The following is a 17,347-nucleotide window of genomic DNA, read 5'->3' on the forward strand; positions in this document are numbered from 1 at the left end:
TGTCAAGTGCAACATGGTAACCACCTGTGCAAGGACATGGTATACAAATTCACAGTCTTGAAATCTTGCGGTGAATACGCTTGCCAGATGACGAGTCATACTCAGCAATAACAAAATTGCGATAGCAAACAAGAAATGAATCATTGTTTGGATTAGGTCTGAATTGAACATAATCATTGATGAAAGTTTCACTAAGATATAATTGAAAATTCTGAAAACGGACATATCCCCACGAATTTACTTTTATGGCTTTAAAGCCGGGTTCATATTCAAACGGCTCCACCTTGTCAGCAAAAATCCTTTCGCTGTGAGTATAGACATCGGCAGGACATTTGTTTCCAAGTGCTTCATGAGGTCGCAGGCAATTATACTTAGTTCGCCACTCTTGCAGAGCCTTGTCAGCGTAATCCAAGTTCTTGAATAGATTATGATTTAAAAGTTCTCTTTTCATACTGCCATGAAACCGTTCAATTTTTCCTTGTGTTTGCGGATGTTTAATTCTGCAATGTATGGGAAGAATGTCATTGTTCATAAGGAATTTTTCAAACATAGTAAATCCATGTTTAAAACCTGCAAACTGAGAACCATTGTCAGAAAGTACGCTTGATGGCATACCAAACTCATAAAAAGCTTGCTTAAAAGCGTTAATAACGACATTTTTAGTGTTAGGAAAGCATGCTATTTTGATTGAGTATCGTGAGCTGTCATCGAGAATAGTCAATGGATAGCAATAACGATTATCGGCAGTTAAAAACTCTCCCTTGAAATCAGTTTGCCACATATCATTGCAATGTTCTTTCTGAAAGCGTTTAAAAGGCTTTCTTTTGAGAGATTCCTCTTCAGATATGAGTTGGTGTTTATGAAGAATGTTAGTAATGGTTCTTGGACAAGGAATGTTTTTATACCCTTGATTTTCAAGAAAAATTTTAATTTTATCATCACCCCAACCCGGGTTATCGAAACGAACAGAAACGATTAATTCTTCAATGTCGTCAGGCGTTTTGTTAGGAGAACATAATGGTCTGCGTGACATATCAGTTAAGGGCAGTCCCTGTTTAAATCTATCAACCCACTTGCGACCGGTTTTGCGTGTGATTTCATATTCCCGACATAGAGCACTAAAATTATTTGTTTCTAATGCTTTTGTAACAAATTCTAATCTTTGTTTTTCCACAGTTTTACACTCCCACGGCATAAAAACAGCTCCTTCATTTGCTATTTTCTTGCCATTTATTTTATCATAAAACTGTATACTATGTCTTTGCACTGTTGTATACTATGTTACTACACTGCACATATCATCCGCCCGCAGTTAAAGACAGATTTACTTAAGAGATTCTCTGATTCGGCATAATCTGTGTTGTATTTTATGCCTTTTAATAATTCTTGGTTTAAATCTTTAGTAGCTTCTGCAAATTTTGACTGCTTGAGTATATCTGCTTCATTGGCAGTTACTTTATTTCTTAAAACCTTGTCATCTAAGCTTTCGGCGTAGGTTTTATATTCTTTATATTTGTCAGTAGCTTTGGTAATATCTTGCGTTGCTCTAGCTTTGGCAGCCGTAGTAAACCATCCGATATGTTTACCATTATCCTTGTCTAAGTATGTTTGGAGTATCTTTCTCTTAGACACAATATATTAATAAGAAGGTGTTTTAATGCTTGAAGTAGCAATATGTCCAAAATGTGGAGAAGTTAATTACCCTGCATTGGAATCATATAAGAAATGTTATTGTTGTTGGGTTGGTTTTCTTAAAAGACCTCGTAAATTGCTTTTTGAAGTCACAGAACAATTACAGCGAGAGCACTTTGAACGAAATGTTTTGGGGAGCCAAGAGGCTGAATATCTTTTTTGGTATGAAAAATTCCTTAAAGACTGTCCTGAATATGATAATAGTCTATATGAAGAGCACCTAAATAACAACAGACGCTGGGATTTAGTGACAAAACAACGACTTAATGAATTATCTTCCAAGCCAACTGTTAAATGTCCATATTGCGGTTCTCTGCGTACTACTAAAATTTCAACAAGTAGTAAAGTAGCTTCATCTCTCACACTCGGCTTAGCAAGCAACAAGATAGGTAAGAACTATCAATGTAATGATTGCAAAGCCACCTTCTAATTAATAATTTGAGCAGTGTTTTATGATACTGCTCTTTTTGTTTGTTTATAAAACTTTTCTTTTATATGATAGTCACTGTTGTCTCAGTGTCGATTTGGACTATACAATTTAAGGTCATTTCATATCGTTGAAACTACCTCAAGAGGCTTATAGTCTCTGAACCTCCGCTTATGCGGCTGGATGCTGATTATGGCTTATTACGGCGGTTAGCTTTTGACATACGCCGAACAATAACTTGTTTCTGACTTTCGTCTCCGTATGGCGTTCGCCGCTACGAAAAAATCCCTGTCCATTGTGGACAGGGATTTTCATTTGCATTATAAAAAAGTTTTAGGGCTGCGAACCTCGGCTCTTCTAATGTCAAGCCTCGTTGTTCTCCGCTATTCCTAAAATAACTTCCACTCGTCTAATCCGTTTCAATTACTTGTGTAATTTTCACGGCTTAGTCCTCGCCGGTCGTTATTTTAGGGCTGCGAACCTCGGCTCTTCTATTAGTCAAAGAATTTGCTGTGGATAGCGCTTACAGCCTTGTCAGCGTCTGCTGAATCAATAAGAACCGAAACCTTGATTTCGCTTGTGCTGATCATCTGGATGTTGACCTGAGCGTCATAAAGAGCCTCAAACATCTTTGTAGCAACGCCTGCGTGGCTTTCCATACCTGCGCCGACGATTGAAATCTTTGCTACCTTATCGTCATAGAGAATTTCCTCTGCACCGAGGTTCTCTGTGTATTCCTTCATAAGAGCAACAGCCTCTTCGCCTCTGTTCTTGGCAACTGTAAAGCTGATGTCCTTCTTGCCGTCATGACCGATTGACTGAAGAATAATGTCAACATTGATATCTTTAGCAGAAAGCTTTGAGAACATCTTAAAAGCAAGACCGGGGATATTCGGAACACCCATAACAGAAATTCTTGCAACATCTGTATCTTTAGCAACACCGCTGATTAACATTTTTTCCATTTTAGTTTTCTCCTTTACAATTGTACCCGAAGCCTTTGTCATACTTGAAAGCACTTCAAGCTCGATATTATATTTTTTAGCCATTTCAACCGAACGGTTGTTAAGAACCTGAGCACCGAGTGTAGCAAGCTCAAGCATTTCGTCATAAGAGATTTCCTGAAGCTTCTTAGCGTTCTTAACCTTTCTCGGGTCAGCTGTGTAAACACCCTCAACATCGGTGAAAATCTGACAGAGATCAGCGTGCATTGAAGCCGCAATAGCTACGGCACTTGTGTCTGAACCACCTCTGCCGAGTGTTGTAATATCGCCGTATTTTGAAATGCCCTGGAAGCCTGCAACGATTACAATGTTCTTCTTGTCAAGCTCTTTCTTAATTCTGTCAGGCTCAACTTTTCTGATTCTTGCGCTTGTGTGAGCAGAAGTGGTATTGAAACCTGCCTGCCAGCCAAGAAGAGAAACAGCGTGGTAACCGAGCTTTTCGATTGCCATTGCAAGAAGTGAAATAGAAATCTGCTCGCCTGCGGCAAGAAGCATATCCTTTTCTCTTTTTGAAGCCTTTGGATTGATTTCGTTTGCCTTTTCAATGAGATCATCTGTTGTGTCGCCCTGAGCGGAGACAACAACTACAACATCATTGCCCTTTGCGTAAGTGTCTGTTACGATTGATGCAACATTCATTACTCTTTCGGCATTGGCAACAGAACTGCCGCCAAATTTCTGAACTATCAAACTCATGTACTTAATACTCCCTCTGTAAAATTATAAATCAGCCACACGGATACTTGAAAGTACCGAAACACCGTCAGCCTCAAGCTGAGCAATCTTCTCGGCAAATTCGCTGTACGGCATAGCCTTGACAACAAATGCTTTTTCGTCGGCAGGTGCGTCAGTCTTATTGATTACTGTTACCTCACCGAATATTTTTTCTGCCTTTTCTGCAACATTACTGCCGTTTGCACGAACATACATGGCACGGCTTGACTCCTCCCAAGGAAGAATGTTTTTGCCGTTGCCGTCTGCCCAGTAAAGGAACTTTCTTGTCTTGAGGTGCTTACAGCAGTCGATTACATCGGCTACAACTGCGCTTGCTGTAGGAAGCTTGCCCGCACCCTTGCCGTAGAATACTACATCGCCTGTGCAGTCGCCTCTTACCATAATGCCGTTGAACTCATAGTCAATGTTAGCAAGCTGGCTCTTGTTCGGAACGAGCATAGGAGCAACGATAATGTCAATCTTGCCGTCCGCAAGACGCTTAACACTGCCGATAAGCTTAATCACGCAATGGAAAGCCTCGGCATATCTTACATCTTCAAGTGTGATTTTTGTAATGCCCTCTGTATGTACAGAGTCGGGATAAACATGCTTTCCGTATGCAAGAGATGCAAGAATACAAATCTTACGGCAAGCATCGTGACCTTCAATATCAGCGGCAGGATTTCTCTCGGCAAAGCCAAGCTCCTGAGCAAGCTTGAGCGCATCGTCAAACTGCATACCGTCTTCAATCATCTTTGTAAGGATAAAGTTTGTTGTACCGTTAAGAATACCGGCAATCTCGTCAACATTGTTTGCAACAAGACACTGGCTCATCGGGCGGATAATCGGAATACCGCCGCCTACCGATGCTTCAAAGAGGAAGTTTGTGTTTGTTTCTTTTGCGATTTCAAGAAGCTCTGCACCGTGAGCTGCAACAAGCTCCTTGTTTGAAGTAACAACACTCTTGCCTGCTTTAAGACATCTCTTTACAAAGTCATAAGCAGGGTTAAGACCGCCCATAACCTCAACAACAACTCTTATTTCGAGGTCGTTGATGATATCTTCAAAGTTTTTTGTGAATCTGTCTGCAAGCGGGCTGTCGGGAAATTCGCGAAGGTCAAGAATCTTCTTGACATAAACCTCTTCACCGATGCTTGCATAAAGCTTCTGTTTGTGTGTTGTAAAGATTTCGGCAACGCCCGAACCTACAACACCGTGACCCATAATTGCTATTGAAACCATATCTAAAAACCTTTCCTTTCGAGTTTTTGGTTTAACCTGTTATTTTATTCTGCCGCAGAAGGGGCGTCGCCTCCTCCTGACGATTCACCGCCTCCTGACGGCTCTCCTCCGCCTGAGGATTCCCCTCCGCCTGAAGGTTCTCCGCCTGAATTATCTCCTCCGCCTGAATTGTCACCGCCTGAATTATCTCCTCCGCCGGAGGTGTCGCCGCCTGAATTATCTCCTCCGCCTGAGGTGTCGCCGCCTGAATTATCTCCTCCGCTGTTGCTTGTGTCGCCGCCGTAATAGCTACCGCTGTTGTCACCGCCGTAATTGGGATCGTAGTAGCTTGACGAGTTGGAAACATCCGAACCGTATTCATAGTTGCCACTGTAATACGAACCGCCGGTACTCGGCATATTATCCTCGGTGTAGTAACCCACATACCGCCCCGAGATGTTATCTGTTGAAACAATAAGTCCCGTTGTTGGGTTATATGTTGCCTCAATCAGGTTATCGGATATTTTATATTCCTTGTTTTCCTTGCCTTCAAGGTAATTGCCCATAACATTTGCAAAGAATTTTGCCGCGGTTGTTCTTCCGCTGTAAGAAATGGTTGAAGGATGATCAAAGCCGCACCAGGTTGCCATTACGGCATAAGGCGAGCCTCCGCAGAACCATGAGTCCTTATCATCATCGGTTGTACCTGTTTTGCCGATAATATCCCAGCCCGAAATTTGAGCGTAATGTGCATTTGTGTGGGCGCTGTTTGTAACATTGTAGTGAAGCAGTCTGTTCATAATGCCTGCTGTTTCTGCCGAATAAGCCTGCTTCGGAACTGCGTCACGGTTATCAATGAGAATATTGTCCTCTGAGTCGGTTACATAGTAGTATGTGTACGGTTCGTAGTAAAGACCGCCGTTGCCGAGATATGTGTAAGCAGCCGCCATTTCTCTTACTGTAACACCGCCGTTCATACCGCCGATTGAAAGAGCACCCGTATTCTGTGCATCCTGTTCCGTAAGATTCTTGAATCCCATTTTTGTAACAACCTGCTGATATGCAACACTCGGACCGCCGATAAGCTCCATTGTCTGAGCGGCTGTTGCGTTAGATGACCACTCAATCGCATCCGGAAGGCTCATATTGCCGTTGTAGTAGCCGTATGCGTTGTTAGGACCCGAAACAAGCTGACCGCTTTCGTTTGTACGGTAGTTGTCAAGCGGTTCATCAAGCACCATTGATGAGAAGTAAAGCTTCTTTGATTCGATTGCGTAAGGATAAACGACAACCGGTTTGATTGAAGAACCCGGCTGAAGCACGGAGTTGTAGGATCTGTCCCAGCCGAGAGCTCCCTCTTTCTTTGTTGAAGAACCGACTGTTGCAATTACTCTGCCGTCATATCCCATAATTGTTGACGCAATCTGAAGGTCGGGATCATTTGATTTATCAATATTAAGTGCCGCATTTTCAAGGTAGGTCTGAGCCTTTTCATCCATTGCACAGTAGATTTTAAGTCCCTCTGTGTAAAGCTTTGAAGATGCCGCAGATTCGCTTATGTTGTAATATTCTGCAATGTCCTTTTGAAGATCACGAAAGACCTGATCAATATACCAGTTCTGAACATCTGCTTCGTCATCTTCGTCATCGTCATCGGACGCCTGCCAGCCGACAAATTTCATTGTGGCACTTTCCTTCATTGCCGCGTCATATTCGTCTTTGGTGATTTTTTTCTGATCGTACATTTCGTTGATTACAATCTCGCGGCGTTCCTTGTTGTTTTCGGGGAAAACAAGAGGATTCCATCTTGACGGATTCTGTGTAATTCCCGCTATTGCCGCACATTCGGCTATGGAGCATTCCTTGATGCTCTTGCCAAAATAGAGCTGAGCCGCAGACTCAACGCCCTGACAGTTATTGCCGAAGTTTACAACATTTAAGTAGGCTTCAAGAATCTGATCCTTGGTATATTCCTGCTCAAGCTTGAGTGCCTTTGTAATTTCACGAAGCTTTCTTGTGATTGAAACCTCGTTATCATCTGTAATATTTTTGATGAGCTGTTGTGTGATTGTTGAACCGCCATACGAATCGGAGCCTGTAGCAAGGTTTGCAACAGCGGAAAGGGTTCTGCCCCAGTCAACACCGTTGTGGTCAAAGAAACGCTTGTCCTCAATTGCTACCACAGCGTCCTTCATTGCCTGAGGAATATCCTGATTGTCAACCCAAATTCTGTTTTCGGTGTCATACAGCTTTTGATACTCCGTAAATTCCTTTGAGTTGTCCTTTTGAATATAGATTCGGCTCGTCTGGTTCATAGACTTTGCCTTGAGGTCAATACCGGTCGGTTCGGATGCAAGGGTAAAAATGTAGACAGCAAGTGAAATGCCTGTAATAAGCAGGGCTACCAGACAGACCGAACAAACGGTAATCAGGAACTTGCCGAAACCCCTGAAAAATCTTTTTGCACCTCCGTCAGCCTTTTTGGACAATTCATTTTGCTGAAGGTCCTTATACTGACTGATGTCGGTTTCACGCTTGTTTCGCATATTATCTCCTTTATCAATTCACAGTTTCGGTCAATTAAACCGTAATTTTGCAATTTGTTTGAGTTATTTGCACGAACACGGTGCACTGATTGTAATAATTGCAATATAAGTTATATAATAACAAATATGTCCAAAATTACAAGCAGAAATACTCATTTGCTTATTATATCACTTGCAAAGGAAAAAATAAATATATTAAACCAAATTTTTGTTAAAAAAAATAAGGATTTACGGTGTTCTTTTGGTGTGAAATTTATAAAAACGGTGAATATAACATACAGTTTGGGCAAAAATAGAAGTAAAAACTGACGGAAAGAGTGCTGAACAATGAAAAAAATAGTTGGACTGACAGGTGTGATTTTAATTGCGTGCATGATGATAAGCTCGCTTTTTGCCCCTGCAAATTCTGTTGAAAACACCTCCGCAACAAGTGATTATTCGGCTTCGCAGAATAACGGTATGGGGGAAAGTGACTACATCATAAAAGCCGAAAAAGGGTATATTGTTGTGTACAAAAAAGGTGAAGACAAGCCTTATCTGACAACCGACTGCAGAGTGTCAAATCTGCCTAAGGGCGACGCACTTTACCTTGAAAAAGGAATTGAAATAAAGGGAAAGGAAAGCCTTATGAAGACCCTTGAGGATTATTGCAGTTAAAGGCGCAATGGTAAATAATTGTTCATATATATTGACTTTTCTGTGCTTTTGGGGTAAAATCAAACTGATATGCCATAAAGTATTGAATCAGGTGCAGAATTTGCCGTGAGTTTTTCAAAATGATGAAATCTTGCAAATTATTTGTTTCTGAAAATCAAGTAAAAATGCAGAAAAGGAGATATTACATATGATTTCTACTGTCATTGACCAGTCGCTCGGTCTTGAGTTCCCTATTTTTCAGGGAGGCATGGCTTGGGTGGCTGATGCATCGCTTGCCGCAGGTGTTTCAAACGCAGGCGGCTTGGGCATTATTGCGGCTATGAATTCCAACGGTGAACAGCTCCGTGAGGAAATCAGAAAGTGCAAAAAAATGACCGATAAAATTTTCGGCGTAAACATTATGCTTATGAGTCCCTTTGCGGAAGAGGTAAGCGATGTTGTTGTTGAAGAGGGCATCAAGGTTATTACAACAGGCGCAGGCAACCCCGGCAAGTATATGGCAAAGTGGCTTGAGGCAGGCATCAAGGTTATTCCTGTTGTTCCGAGTGTTGCACTTGCAAGGAAAATGGAAAAAGACGGTGCTTTTGCCGTTATCGCAGAGGGCGGCGAGTCCGGCGGTCATGTTGGCGACCTCACAACCATGGCTCTTGTTCCTCAGGTTGTTGACGCAGTAAAAATTCCTGTAATTGCCGCAGGCGGTATTGCAGACGGCAGACAGATTGCCGCAGCATTTATGCTCGGTGCTCAGGGCGTTCAGGTCGGCACAAGATTTCTCGTTGCAAAGGAATGTACTATCTCTCAGGAATATAAGAACAAAATTCTCAAAGCAAGAGATATTGACACAGTTGTAACAGGTAAAAGACTCGGTCATCCTGTTCGTTCAATCCGCAACTCATTCACTCGTGAATATACAAAGGCTGAGTACGATTCGGCTAATGTTTCCGATGAAGAGCTTGAAAATATGGGACTCGGCAGACTCAGAAGAGCCGTGAGAGAGGGCGATGTTTCTCAGGGTACCGTTCTTGCAGGACAGGTTGCAAGTATGGTTAAAAAGGAACAGCCTGCAAGGGAAATGATTGAAGAGATGTTCTCACAGGCAGAAGAAGTATTGAACGGAGCAACAAAATGGGTAAAATAGCATTTATTTTTTCAGGTCAGGGCGCACAGTACAGCGGTATGGGCAAGGACCTTTACGATAATTCGCCTGCCGCAAAGGCTGTTTACGAAATGGCTGATTCTATAAGAGAAAACACCTCGAAGCAGTGCTTTGAGGGTACAATGGAGGAGCTTTCAAAGACAGTAAATACACAGCCGTGTATTTTTACTGCCGACCTTGCGGCCGCAAGAGCTCTTGTTGAAAAGGGTATCACTCCCGACTGCGTAGCAGGCTTTTCACTCGGTGAGATTTCTGCACTTGCTTTTTCGGGAATCCTTTCCGATGAAGAGGCTTTCAGACTCGTTTGCAAAAGAGGCGAGCTTATGGACAAAGCCGCAACGGAAAATCCGGGTGCAATGGCTGCCGTGTTAAAGCTTACTCCAGAAAAGGTTGAAGAAATCTGCTCAAGGTTTGACAAAACATATCCCGTAAACTACAACTCACCGGCTCAGACTGTTGTTGCAACAACAAGTGAAAATGCCGACGCTTTCTGCGAGGCAGTTAAAGCAGAGGGCGGAAGGGCAAAACTTCTTGCAGTAAGCGGTGCGTTCCATTCTCCCTTTATGGCTGATGCCGCAGAGGGACTCGGAAGGTATATGGAAAATGTTGACTTTGCTCAGCCAAAGGTTCAGATTTATTCCGATTACACGGCTCAGCCGTATTCGGGCGATTTCAAGAAGCTTGTAAAGTCACAGGTTGAAAATCCCGTAAAATGGCAGACTATTGTTGAAAATATGATAAATGACGGCGTTGACACCTTTATTGAGGTTGGTGTGGGCAAAACCCTCACAGGTCTTGTAAAGAGAATCAACGGTGATGTAAAGGCATTCAAGGTTGAAACTGCGGCTGATATTGACGCACTTGAACTTTGATACTGTTCGGAGGTATAATATAATGAGATTTGAAAATAAAACAGCCGTAGTAACAGGCGGCTCAAGAGGCATCGGCCTTGCAATCGCAACAAAGCTTGCAAAAGAGGGTGCTAACATCGCAATTCTCTATGTTGGTGACGAAAACGAGGGCATTAAGGCTAAGGAAGAGCTTTCGCAGTACGGCACAAAGGTTGAGCAGTATTTCTGCGATGTTTCAAACTTTGAAGAGTCAAAGAAGGTTGTCGATCAGGTTATCGAGGAGTTCGGCAGTATCGAAATTCTTGTAAACAACGCAGGTATCACAAGAGATAAGCTCGTTTTAAATATGGACGAAAAAGATTTTGACGCTGTAATCAATGTAAACCTCAAGGGTACATTCAATATGATTAAGCATACATACAAGCACTTTATGAAAAAGCGTTACGGCAGAATCTGCAGCACAGCGTCAATTGTCGGTCTTACCGGCAACGCAGGTCAGGCTAACTATTCTGCATCAAAGGCAGGTATTATCGGTCTTACAAAGTCGGTTGCAAAGGAGCTTGCCGGCAGAGGCGTTACAGCCAATGCAGTTGCTCCGGGTTACATTGCAACAGATATGACAAGTGTACTTCCCGATAAGGTAAAGGACGCAATGAAAGCACAGATTCCTGCAAAGCGTATCGGTACTCCCGATGATGTTGCAGATGTAGTAGCTTTCCTCTGCTCTGACGATGCCGCTTATGTAACAGGCGAGGTTATCAGAGTTGACGGCGGACTTGCAATGTAATTGATTTGGAGGATATAATGAGCAGAAGAGTAGTTGTAACAGGTATGGGCGCAATTTCACCGATCGGTAACGATGTGCCTACAATGTGGAAAAATATGGTTGACGGCGTTTGCGGTATCGAAACAATCACAGCTTTCGATACAAGTGACCTCAAGGTTCACATCGCAGGTACAGTCAAGGATTTTGATCCCACACAGTATATTGAGAAAAAAGAAGTAAGAAAGCTTGATCCATATACACAGTACGCAATCGCAGCGGCACAGCAAGCAGTTGACGACAGCGGTATCATAGGCAAGATTGACGAGAACCGTTTCGGTGTTTATATCGGTGCAGGTATCGGCGGTTTGCAGACCTTTGTTAAGAATACAGTGGGCATGGAAAACGGAGGCCCGAGAAAGGTTTCTCCTTTCTTCATTCCGATGATGATCGGTAATATCGCAACAGGCAATGTTGCAATCCGTTTTAACGCAAAAGGTGTGTCTCTTTCGGTTATGAGTGCCTGTGCAACAGGTACAAACTCAATCGGTGAGGCTTTCCACTGCATCAAGGACGGCTACGCTGACGCTATCATCGCAGGCGGTGCAGAGGCAGTTGTTGCTCCTCTCACAATTGCAGGCTTCCAGAATATGAAAGCTCTTTCGACAAACGATGATCCAAAGCACGCATCCCGTCCGTTCGACAAGAATCGTGACGGTTTCATCATGGGCGAGGGCGCAGGTATGCTCGTTCTTGAAGAGTATGAGCACGCAGTTGCAAGAGGTGCTAAGATTTATGCAGAGCTTTCAGGCTACGGCAATACTTGTGATGCACATCATGTTACAGCTCCCGATCCTAACGGTGCAGGTCTTGCAAGAGCAATTAAGATTGCTTTTGAGGAGGCAAATGTTGCCGATGATGCACAGCTTTACATCAATGCTCACGGCACAAGCACACATCTTAACGACCTTACCGAAACAATGGCTATCAAAACTGCTCTCGGTGAAAAGGCTTATGATGCAAATATCAGCTCAACAAAATCAATGACAGGTCATCTTCTCGGTGCAACAGGCGCAGTTGAGGCTATCGCTTCGGTTATGGCTCTCAATGACGGTGTTATTCCGCCGACAATCAACCTTGACGAACCCGATGAAGGTCTTGACCTTAACTATACACCTAACAAAGCAGTTAAGCGTGATGTAAATGTTGCCGCTTCAACCAACCTCGGCTTTGGCGGACATGACGCTTGTCTTGTATTTAAAAAATATTAAGCGAGGGAATTACTATGAATAAAATCGAAGAAATAAAGGAATATATTTCCCTTCTTGAAAATTCTTCTTTGAGCGTTCTTGAAATTGAAAAAGAGGACGGCACAAAGATTCATCTTGAAAAAGAACATCCGGCACAGCAGATTTTTAATGCATCTCCAATCGGCGCATATCAGCCGACTGCAACAGATGTTCCCACTCCTGCACCTGTTCAGCCACAGGCTCCTGCGGCTCAGCCTGCCGCTCCCGAAGAAGACGCCAAGACTGTAAACGCTCCGATTGTCGGTGTATTCTATGCCGCATCGGCACCGGGCAAGGCTCCTTTTGCTCCTGTCGGAAAGAAAGTAAGCAAGGGCTCAACCGTTTGCATTATCGAGGCTATGAAGTGTATGAACGAAATTCAGGCTGAGGACGACTATGAAATCGTTGAAGTTCTTGTTAAGGACGGAGATCTTGTTGAATACGGTCAGCCGTTATTCAAGGTTAAATAATCGGAGGACAGTATGAATCAGGAAGAAATTAAAAAGATTTTGCCGCATCGTGACAATATGCTTCTTGTTGAAGAGGCTGAAAGCGTTGACGAAAACACGGCAAAGGGCAGATATACAATCAAAGGTGACGAGTTCTTTTTACAGGGACATTTCCCCGGTAACCCCGTTGTTCCGGGTGTTATTCTCTGCGAAATGATGGGACAGGCAAGCTGTTGCCTTCTTGCAGACAAGGTTAAGAACTGCACACCTTACTTTACGAAGATGAACAATGTTAAGTTCAGAAATCCCGTGAAACCTGGCGACACTCTTGAAAGTGTCTGCACACTCACAAAGAGCAGAGGTGCATTCTACTTTATTGACGCAAAGGGTTATGTCGACGGCAAGCTCTGTGTAAGTGCCGAGCTTTCGTTTGCACTTGTTGAAAATAAGTGATTGATTTTTAAAGGGCTGTCTGTGCCGTTTTGGGTGCAGACAGCCGTAATGCGATAAATAACTGGAAGTGAAAAAATGTTCTCAAAAATTCTGATTGCCAACCGTGGCGAAATTGCAGTAAGAATTATCCGTGCGTGCCGTGAAATGGGCATCAGCACTGTTGCAATTTATTCCGAGGCGGATAAAGATTCTTTGCATGTTCAGCTTGCCGATGAAAGCTACTGCGTAGGCGGTAGCCGTGTTGCCGACAGCTACCTTAATATGCCTGCGATTCTCACCGTTGCCGTTGAAAGCGGTGCTCAGGCTATTCATCCCGGCTACGGACTTTTGTCCGAAAATGCCAAGTTTGTTTCGCTCTGTGAACAGTGCAACATCAACTTCATCGGTCCTTCATCCGATATGATAAAGCTTTTGGGTGACAAGGACAACGCAAGAAAGACTATGCGTGCCGCAGGTGTTCCCGTAACCCCCGGCTGCGATATTGTTGAAAGCGTTGAGCAGGCAAAAGAGGAAGCTGAAAAAATCGGTTTTCCGCTTCTCATCAAGGCTCGTTCAGGCGGCGGCGGAAAGGGTATTCGCCGTGTTGATTCAATTGAGCAGTTTGAAGAGGCATTTTTGTCAGCTTCAAGCGAGGCGCAGTCGGCATTCGGTGACGGTGCCTGCTACATAGAAAAATTCATTCACCCTGTAAAGCACATTGAAATGCAGCTTTTGTGCGACAAATACGGCAATATCGTTTGTCTTGGCGAGCGTGAATGTTCTGTTCAGAGAAAGAACCAAAAGATGATTGAAGAAAGTCCAAGCCCCGCTCTTGACGAGAAAACCCGTAAAGAGATGATGATTGCGGCTGTTAAGGCGGCAAAGGCAGTCAACTATGTCAATGCAGGCACAGTTGAATTTTTGCTTGATATGGACAACAACTTCTACTTTATGGAGATGAACACCCGTCTTCAGGTTGAACACGGCGTTACCGAAATGGTAACAGGTCTTGATATTGTTCAGTGGCAGATAAGAATTGCCGCAGGTGCAAAGCTTTCCCGCACTCAGGACAGCATCTTCACACACGGCAATGTAATTGAGTGCCGAATCAATGCCGAAAATCCTGAAAAGGGATTCAGACCGAGCTGCGGAAGAATTACAAGACTTCACACCCCCGGTGGTGCATTTGTAAGATTTGATACGGCGATTTATCAGGACTATTTTGTTCCTCCGTACTATGATTCGATGATCGGCAAGCTGATTGTTCAGGCAAGAAGCCGTGCCGAGGCGATCAGAAAGATGAAAATGGCTCTTTCCGAGCTTACCATTGACGGAATTGACATTAACCGTGACCTTCTTGCCGAGATTCTCTCGGACGAACAGTTTGTGAGCGGTGAATATACAACAGATTTTATGGCAGAGTTTGAAGAAAAACACGCCGACAGGAAGAAGTAAAAGATATGGATTTGTTTGCTTTCAGAAAACCGAAGAATGAGCTTGAGTCCGATGAGGGCGAGAGCAAAAATGTTCCCTTCGTTCCCGAAGAAATGTGGATAAAATGCCCCAAATGCAACACTATGCTCCTTACGACGGATATGGAGGAAAATCTTCATGTCTGCACAAAGTGCAACCACCATTTCAGAATGAACGGAAGAGATCGAGTTGAAATGCTTGCCGACAAGGATACCTTTGTTGAATTTGACGCTGACCTTTCAAGCCATAATATTCTTGATTTTCCGGGATATGACGAAAAGCTTGAAAAGGCGAGAAAAACAGGTGCAAAGGAGTCTGTTATCTGCGGCGAGTGTAAAATGAACGGCATTGATACCGTACTCTGTGTTATGGATCCGACCTTTATGATGGGAAGTATGGGCGTTGTAACGGGCGAAAAAATCACCCGTGCGTTTGAATATGCAACCGAAAATGCAATGCCGATTGTTGTTTGTACTGCGGCCGGCGGTGCAAGAATGCAGGAGGGTATCCTCTCGCTTATGCAAATGGCAAAAACTTCCGGTGCGGTAAAAAGACACAGCGACGCAGGCAATCTCTACATCACCGTGCTTACAGACCCGACAACAGGCGGTGTTACCGCGTCGTTTGCAATGGAGGGCGACATTATTCTTGCCGAGCCCGATTGTCTTGTTGCCTTTGCAGGTCCGAGAGTAATCGAGCAGACAATCCGTCAAAAGCTCCCCAAGGACTTCCAAACATCGGAATTTGTTCTTCAGAAGGGCTTTATCGATTCGGTTGTCAGCAGAAATAATTTGAAATCTACACTTGTAAAACTGCTTAAATTGCACGGTTACAGCGGTGAGGAGGCTTAAAAATGACAGCTTACGAAAAGGTTATGGCGGCGAGAGATGCTAACAAGCTGACCTCGGTTGACTATATTGCCCATATGTTCGGTGACAGCTTCATTGAGCTTCACGGTGACCGCAGATATGCCGATGATAAAGCAGTTGTTGCAGGACTCGCAATGCTCTTTGACACTCCCGTTACTGTAATCGGAATTGAAAAGGGCAGAAATACAAAAGAGCGTGTTGAACGCAACTTCGGTCAGGCTCATCCCGAGGGCTACCGCAAGGCTTTAAGACTTATGAAACAGGCTGAAAAGTTCAGAAGACCTGTTCTTTGCCTTGTCGATACAAGCGGTGCATACCCCGGAATCGGTGCGGAGGAAAGAGGTCAGGGACAGGCTATTGCAGAGAATCTTATGGAAATGATGACTCTTAAAACTCCTGTGCTTACAGTGCTTATCGGTGAGGGCGGCAGCGGCGGTGCGCTTGCACTTGCAGTTTCCGATGAAGTATGGATGCTTGAAAATTCCGTTTATTCGGTAATTTCTCCCGAGGGTTGTGCGTCAATTCTCTGGAAAGACAGCTCAAAGGCGGCTGATGCGGCAGAGGCTCTCAAGCTTACCGCACAGGATTTGTTTGACCTCGGTGTAATCGAGAGAATCATCCGTCAGCCAAAGGCAGGCGATCAGGCTATGTTTGAAAGCCTTAAAATGCTCATCAAAAGAACATTTGAAAAGAACCTTGCCCTTGATGACGAAGAGCTTTTGAATGCACGCTATGAGCGTTTCCGCAAAATAGGCATACCGGAATAATATCATTTATTTATATTGAAACGGCTCTGTATCAATAGTTTGATTAACTCAAAAAAAGAATAAAGTGTAATTACAAGGGCTGCGAAAAAACAGTCTTACAAAAATAAAAAGGCACATAACCGAAAACAGTGACGGTTATGTGCCTTTTTGCGGTTTTGGTTTTATATATAAATTAAATTATATAATATCGCCTTCTCGCAATTGTAAAACTGTTTGCTCAAACATAGCCGAAAGCGTTTCTTTAAGTGCATTGATTTTGTTGCTGCAATCCTCAATAAAGCCATCGGTTGCCGTCTGTAATGAGAAAATGCTCTCCGATTTTGTAACCAAGGCTGTGATATTTGTAATTTTTAACACAGTAGTTTTGCCCCAAAATGGATAAAATCCTTTTAAAATTGATGTTTTGAGGCATAATATTCTTTTCTGAAAAAATATAGTTTCAAAGTTGAAAATTATTTTAATGATTTGTAAATATTCTTTGTTTTTTCGTAACTTTGATATTGATTTTTTCGTACCTATGGTTTATAATAAGACAAAAGGTGTCATAAGGTGTCATTTGGTGACTTTAAAAACCATTCAAGGGCATCTTTTGAAGAAAAGTGTACGGAGGTGGGCAGATGTTTTCCGGAATGACAAATCATTCTATTGACGCAAAAGGAAGAATTGTACTGCCCGCAAGGTTCCGTGAACAGCTCGGCGAAACATACTATCTTGCACGAGGCTTTGGCAACAAGTGTATTCAGGTTATGTCGGTTGAGCAGTTTAATGCAATGTGCGAGAAGATTCTGGCACTTCCTGCAAACCTGTCGATGGCTGTTCAATACACCTTTAACGCTACTGCCGTCGAGGTAACTTCTAACGCACAGGGTAGGGTAATAATTCCCCAGTCTTTGCGTGAATTTGCTGAGATTGAAGGCGATGCGGTAGTAATCGGTATGACAAACAGACTCGAAATTTGGAGCAAGAAAAATTATGAGGACTATGTTGCTTCTCAGAACGAAAATCTTGCGCTTGCTCTCAAGGAGTTAAAGCTTTAA

Annotated in this window: 18 protein-coding genes; 12 read left to right on the top strand and 6 right to left on the bottom strand. The window is 43.3% G+C overall.

Annotated features, from left to right (window positions below):
* Positions 1-49: 49 nt before the first annotated feature.
* Together RBATCC27255_RS03925 and RBATCC27255_RS03930 are read right to left on the bottom strand one after the other, a co-directional pair.
* Positions 50-1,174, bottom strand: a complete 1,125-nt coding sequence (locus RBATCC27255_RS03925) for an IS481 family transposase (RefSeq protein ID WP_169923245.1) — start codon at positions 1,172-1,174, stop codon at positions 50-52.
* A 110-nt stretch (positions 1,175-1,284) separates the two neighbouring features.
* Positions 1,285-1,632, bottom strand: a complete 348-nt coding sequence (locus RBATCC27255_RS03930) for a hypothetical protein (RefSeq protein WP_101028835.1) — start codon at positions 1,630-1,632, stop codon at positions 1,285-1,287.
* Positions 1,633-1,657: 25 nt separating this feature from the next.
* On the opposite strand from RBATCC27255_RS03930, the gene RBATCC27255_RS03935 reads away from it, so the two are divergent.
* The gene (locus tag RBATCC27255_RS03935; protein WP_101028836.1) at positions 1,658-2,122 is read left to right on the top strand and encodes a hypothetical protein; all 465 of its coding nucleotides are present in this window, start codon (positions 1,658-1,660) and stop codon (positions 2,120-2,122) included.
* A 491-nt stretch (positions 2,123-2,613) separates the two neighbouring features.
* Here RBATCC27255_RS03935 and RBATCC27255_RS03940 read toward each other — a convergent pair whose 3' ends face one another.
* The 3 genes from RBATCC27255_RS03940 to RBATCC27255_RS03950 are packed head-to-tail and all read right to left on the bottom strand — an operon-like array spanning position 2,614 to position 7,604.
* On the bottom strand, positions 2,614-3,819 hold the full coding sequence (locus RBATCC27255_RS03940) for an aspartate kinase (protein ID WP_101028837.1): 1,206 nt from the start codon (positions 3,817-3,819) through the stop codon (positions 2,614-2,616).
* Between the two features lie 24 nt (positions 3,820-3,843).
* Complete coding sequence (locus tag RBATCC27255_RS03945; protein ID WP_101028838.1) at positions 3,844-5,079, bottom strand: homoserine dehydrogenase; 1,236 nt, start codon at positions 5,077-5,079, stop codon at positions 3,844-3,846.
* Between the two features lie 44 nt (positions 5,080-5,123).
* Positions 5,124-7,604: a transglycosylase domain-containing protein gene (locus RBATCC27255_RS03950; protein ID WP_101028839.1), complete on the bottom strand. Its 2,481-nt coding sequence runs from the start codon at positions 7,602-7,604 to the stop codon at positions 5,124-5,126.
* Between the two features lie 327 nt (positions 7,605-7,931).
* Between RBATCC27255_RS03950 and RBATCC27255_RS03955 the strand changes: the two genes are divergently transcribed.
* The 10 genes from RBATCC27255_RS03955 to RBATCC27255_RS04000 all read left to right on the top strand — a co-directional run bounded on the left by RBATCC27255_RS03955 (position 7,932) and on the right by RBATCC27255_RS04000 (position 16,310).
* Positions 7,932-8,261, top strand: coding sequence for a hypothetical protein (locus RBATCC27255_RS03955; RefSeq protein ID WP_101028840.1), 330 nt, complete (start codon positions 7,932-7,934; stop codon positions 8,259-8,261).
* Between the two features lie 187 nt (positions 8,262-8,448).
* Positions 8,449-9,399, top strand: coding sequence for an enoyl-[acyl-carrier-protein] reductase FabK (gene fabK / locus RBATCC27255_RS03960; RefSeq protein WP_101028841.1), 951 nt, complete (start codon positions 8,449-8,451; stop codon positions 9,397-9,399).
* Positions 9,387-10,289: an ACP S-malonyltransferase gene (gene fabD / locus RBATCC27255_RS03965; protein WP_101028842.1), complete on the top strand. Its 903-nt coding sequence runs from the start codon at positions 9,387-9,389 to the stop codon at positions 10,287-10,289. The genes fabK and fabD overlap by 13 nt, the downstream gene beginning before the upstream one ends.
* A 22-nt stretch (positions 10,290-10,311) precedes the next feature.
* The gene (gene fabG / locus RBATCC27255_RS03970) at positions 10,312-11,055 is read left to right on the top strand and encodes a 3-oxoacyl-[acyl-carrier-protein] reductase (RefSeq protein WP_101028843.1); all 744 of its coding nucleotides are present in this window, start codon (positions 10,312-10,314) and stop codon (positions 11,053-11,055) included.
* Between the two features lie 17 nt (positions 11,056-11,072).
* Positions 11,073-12,302, top strand: a complete 1,230-nt coding sequence (gene fabF, locus RBATCC27255_RS03975) for a beta-ketoacyl-ACP synthase II (RefSeq protein ID WP_101028844.1) — start codon at positions 11,073-11,075, stop codon at positions 12,300-12,302.
* 14 nt (positions 12,303-12,316) lie between these two features.
* Positions 12,317-12,790: an acetyl-CoA carboxylase biotin carboxyl carrier protein gene (gene accB / locus RBATCC27255_RS03980; protein WP_101028845.1), complete on the top strand. Its 474-nt coding sequence runs from the start codon at positions 12,317-12,319 to the stop codon at positions 12,788-12,790.
* A gap of 12 nt (positions 12,791-12,802) precedes the next feature.
* The gene (locus RBATCC27255_RS03985) at positions 12,803-13,222 is read left to right on the top strand and encodes a 3-hydroxyacyl-ACP dehydratase FabZ family protein (protein WP_015522656.1); all 420 of its coding nucleotides are present in this window, start codon (positions 12,803-12,805) and stop codon (positions 13,220-13,222) included.
* A 75-nt stretch (positions 13,223-13,297) separates the two neighbouring features.
* Positions 13,298-14,656 carry an acetyl-CoA carboxylase biotin carboxylase subunit gene (accC, locus tag RBATCC27255_RS03990; RefSeq protein ID WP_101028846.1) on the top strand — a complete coding sequence of 453 codons (1,359 nt, stop codon included), beginning with the start codon at positions 13,298-13,300 and terminating at the stop codon, positions 14,654-14,656.
* 5 nt (positions 14,657-14,661) lie between these two features.
* A complete protein-coding gene (gene accD, locus RBATCC27255_RS03995) occupies positions 14,662-15,525 on the top strand; it encodes an acetyl-CoA carboxylase, carboxyltransferase subunit beta (RefSeq protein WP_101028847.1) in 864 nt (287 codons plus the stop codon).
* Positions 15,526-15,527: 2 nt separating this feature from the next.
* Positions 15,528-16,310, top strand: a complete 783-nt coding sequence (locus RBATCC27255_RS04000) for an acetyl-CoA carboxylase carboxyltransferase subunit alpha (protein WP_101028848.1) — start codon at positions 15,528-15,530, stop codon at positions 16,308-16,310.
* Between the two features lie 177 nt (positions 16,311-16,487).
* On the opposite strand, the gene RBATCC27255_RS04005 is transcribed toward RBATCC27255_RS04000, so the two are convergent.
* Entirely contained in the window at positions 16,488-16,667 is a 180-nt protein-coding gene (locus RBATCC27255_RS04005; protein ID WP_101028849.1) for a hypothetical protein, read from the bottom strand.
* 260 nt (positions 16,668-16,927) lie between these two features.
* On the opposite strand from RBATCC27255_RS04005, the gene mraZ reads away from it, so the two are divergent.
* Positions 16,928-17,347 (top strand): division/cell wall cluster transcriptional repressor MraZ, encoded by a 420-nt coding sequence (gene mraZ, locus RBATCC27255_RS04010; protein WP_101028850.1) that lies wholly within the window; start codon positions 16,928-16,930, stop codon positions 17,345-17,347.

This window comes from Ruminococcus bromii, assembly GCF_002834225.1.
Lineage (GTDB): Bacteria > Bacillota > Clostridia > Oscillospirales > Acutalibacteraceae > Ruminococcoides > Ruminococcoides bromii.

Coding starts and splice junctions, on each gene's coding strand:
- RBATCC27255_RS03935 (WP_101028836.1), top strand. CDS start 1,658: ATGCTTGAAGTAGCAATATGTCCAAAATGTGGAGAAGTTAATTACCCT.
- RBATCC27255_RS03940 (WP_101028837.1), bottom strand. CDS start 3,819: ATGAGTTTGATAGTTCAGAAATTTGGCGGCAGTTCTGTTGCCAATGCC.
- RBATCC27255_RS03945 (WP_101028838.1), bottom strand. CDS start 5,079: ATGGTTTCAATAGCAATTATGGGTCACGGTGTTGTAGGTTCGGGCGTT.
- RBATCC27255_RS03950 (WP_101028839.1), bottom strand. CDS start 7,604: ATGCGAAACAAGCGTGAAACCGACATCAGTCAGTATAAGGACCTTCAG.
- RBATCC27255_RS03955 (WP_101028840.1), top strand. CDS start 7,932: ATGAAAAAAATAGTTGGACTGACAGGTGTGATTTTAATTGCGTGCATG.
- fabK (WP_101028841.1), top strand. CDS start 8,449: ATGATTTCTACTGTCATTGACCAGTCGCTCGGTCTTGAGTTCCCTATT.
- fabD (WP_101028842.1), top strand. CDS start 9,387: ATGGGTAAAATAGCATTTATTTTTTCAGGTCAGGGCGCACAGTACAGC.
- fabG (WP_101028843.1), top strand. CDS start 10,312: ATGAGATTTGAAAATAAAACAGCCGTAGTAACAGGCGGCTCAAGAGGC.
- fabF (WP_101028844.1), top strand. CDS start 11,073: ATGAGCAGAAGAGTAGTTGTAACAGGTATGGGCGCAATTTCACCGATC.
- accB (WP_101028845.1), top strand. CDS start 12,317: ATGAATAAAATCGAAGAAATAAAGGAATATATTTCCCTTCTTGAAAAT.
- RBATCC27255_RS03985 (WP_015522656.1), top strand. CDS start 12,803: ATGAATCAGGAAGAAATTAAAAAGATTTTGCCGCATCGTGACAATATG.
- accC (WP_101028846.1), top strand. CDS start 13,298: ATGTTCTCAAAAATTCTGATTGCCAACCGTGGCGAAATTGCAGTAAGA.
- accD (WP_101028847.1), top strand. CDS start 14,662: ATGGATTTGTTTGCTTTCAGAAAACCGAAGAATGAGCTTGAGTCCGAT.
- RBATCC27255_RS04000 (WP_101028848.1), top strand. CDS start 15,528: ATGACAGCTTACGAAAAGGTTATGGCGGCGAGAGATGCTAACAAGCTG.
- mraZ (WP_101028850.1), top strand. CDS start 16,928: ATGTTTTCCGGAATGACAAATCATTCTATTGACGCAAAAGGAAGAATT.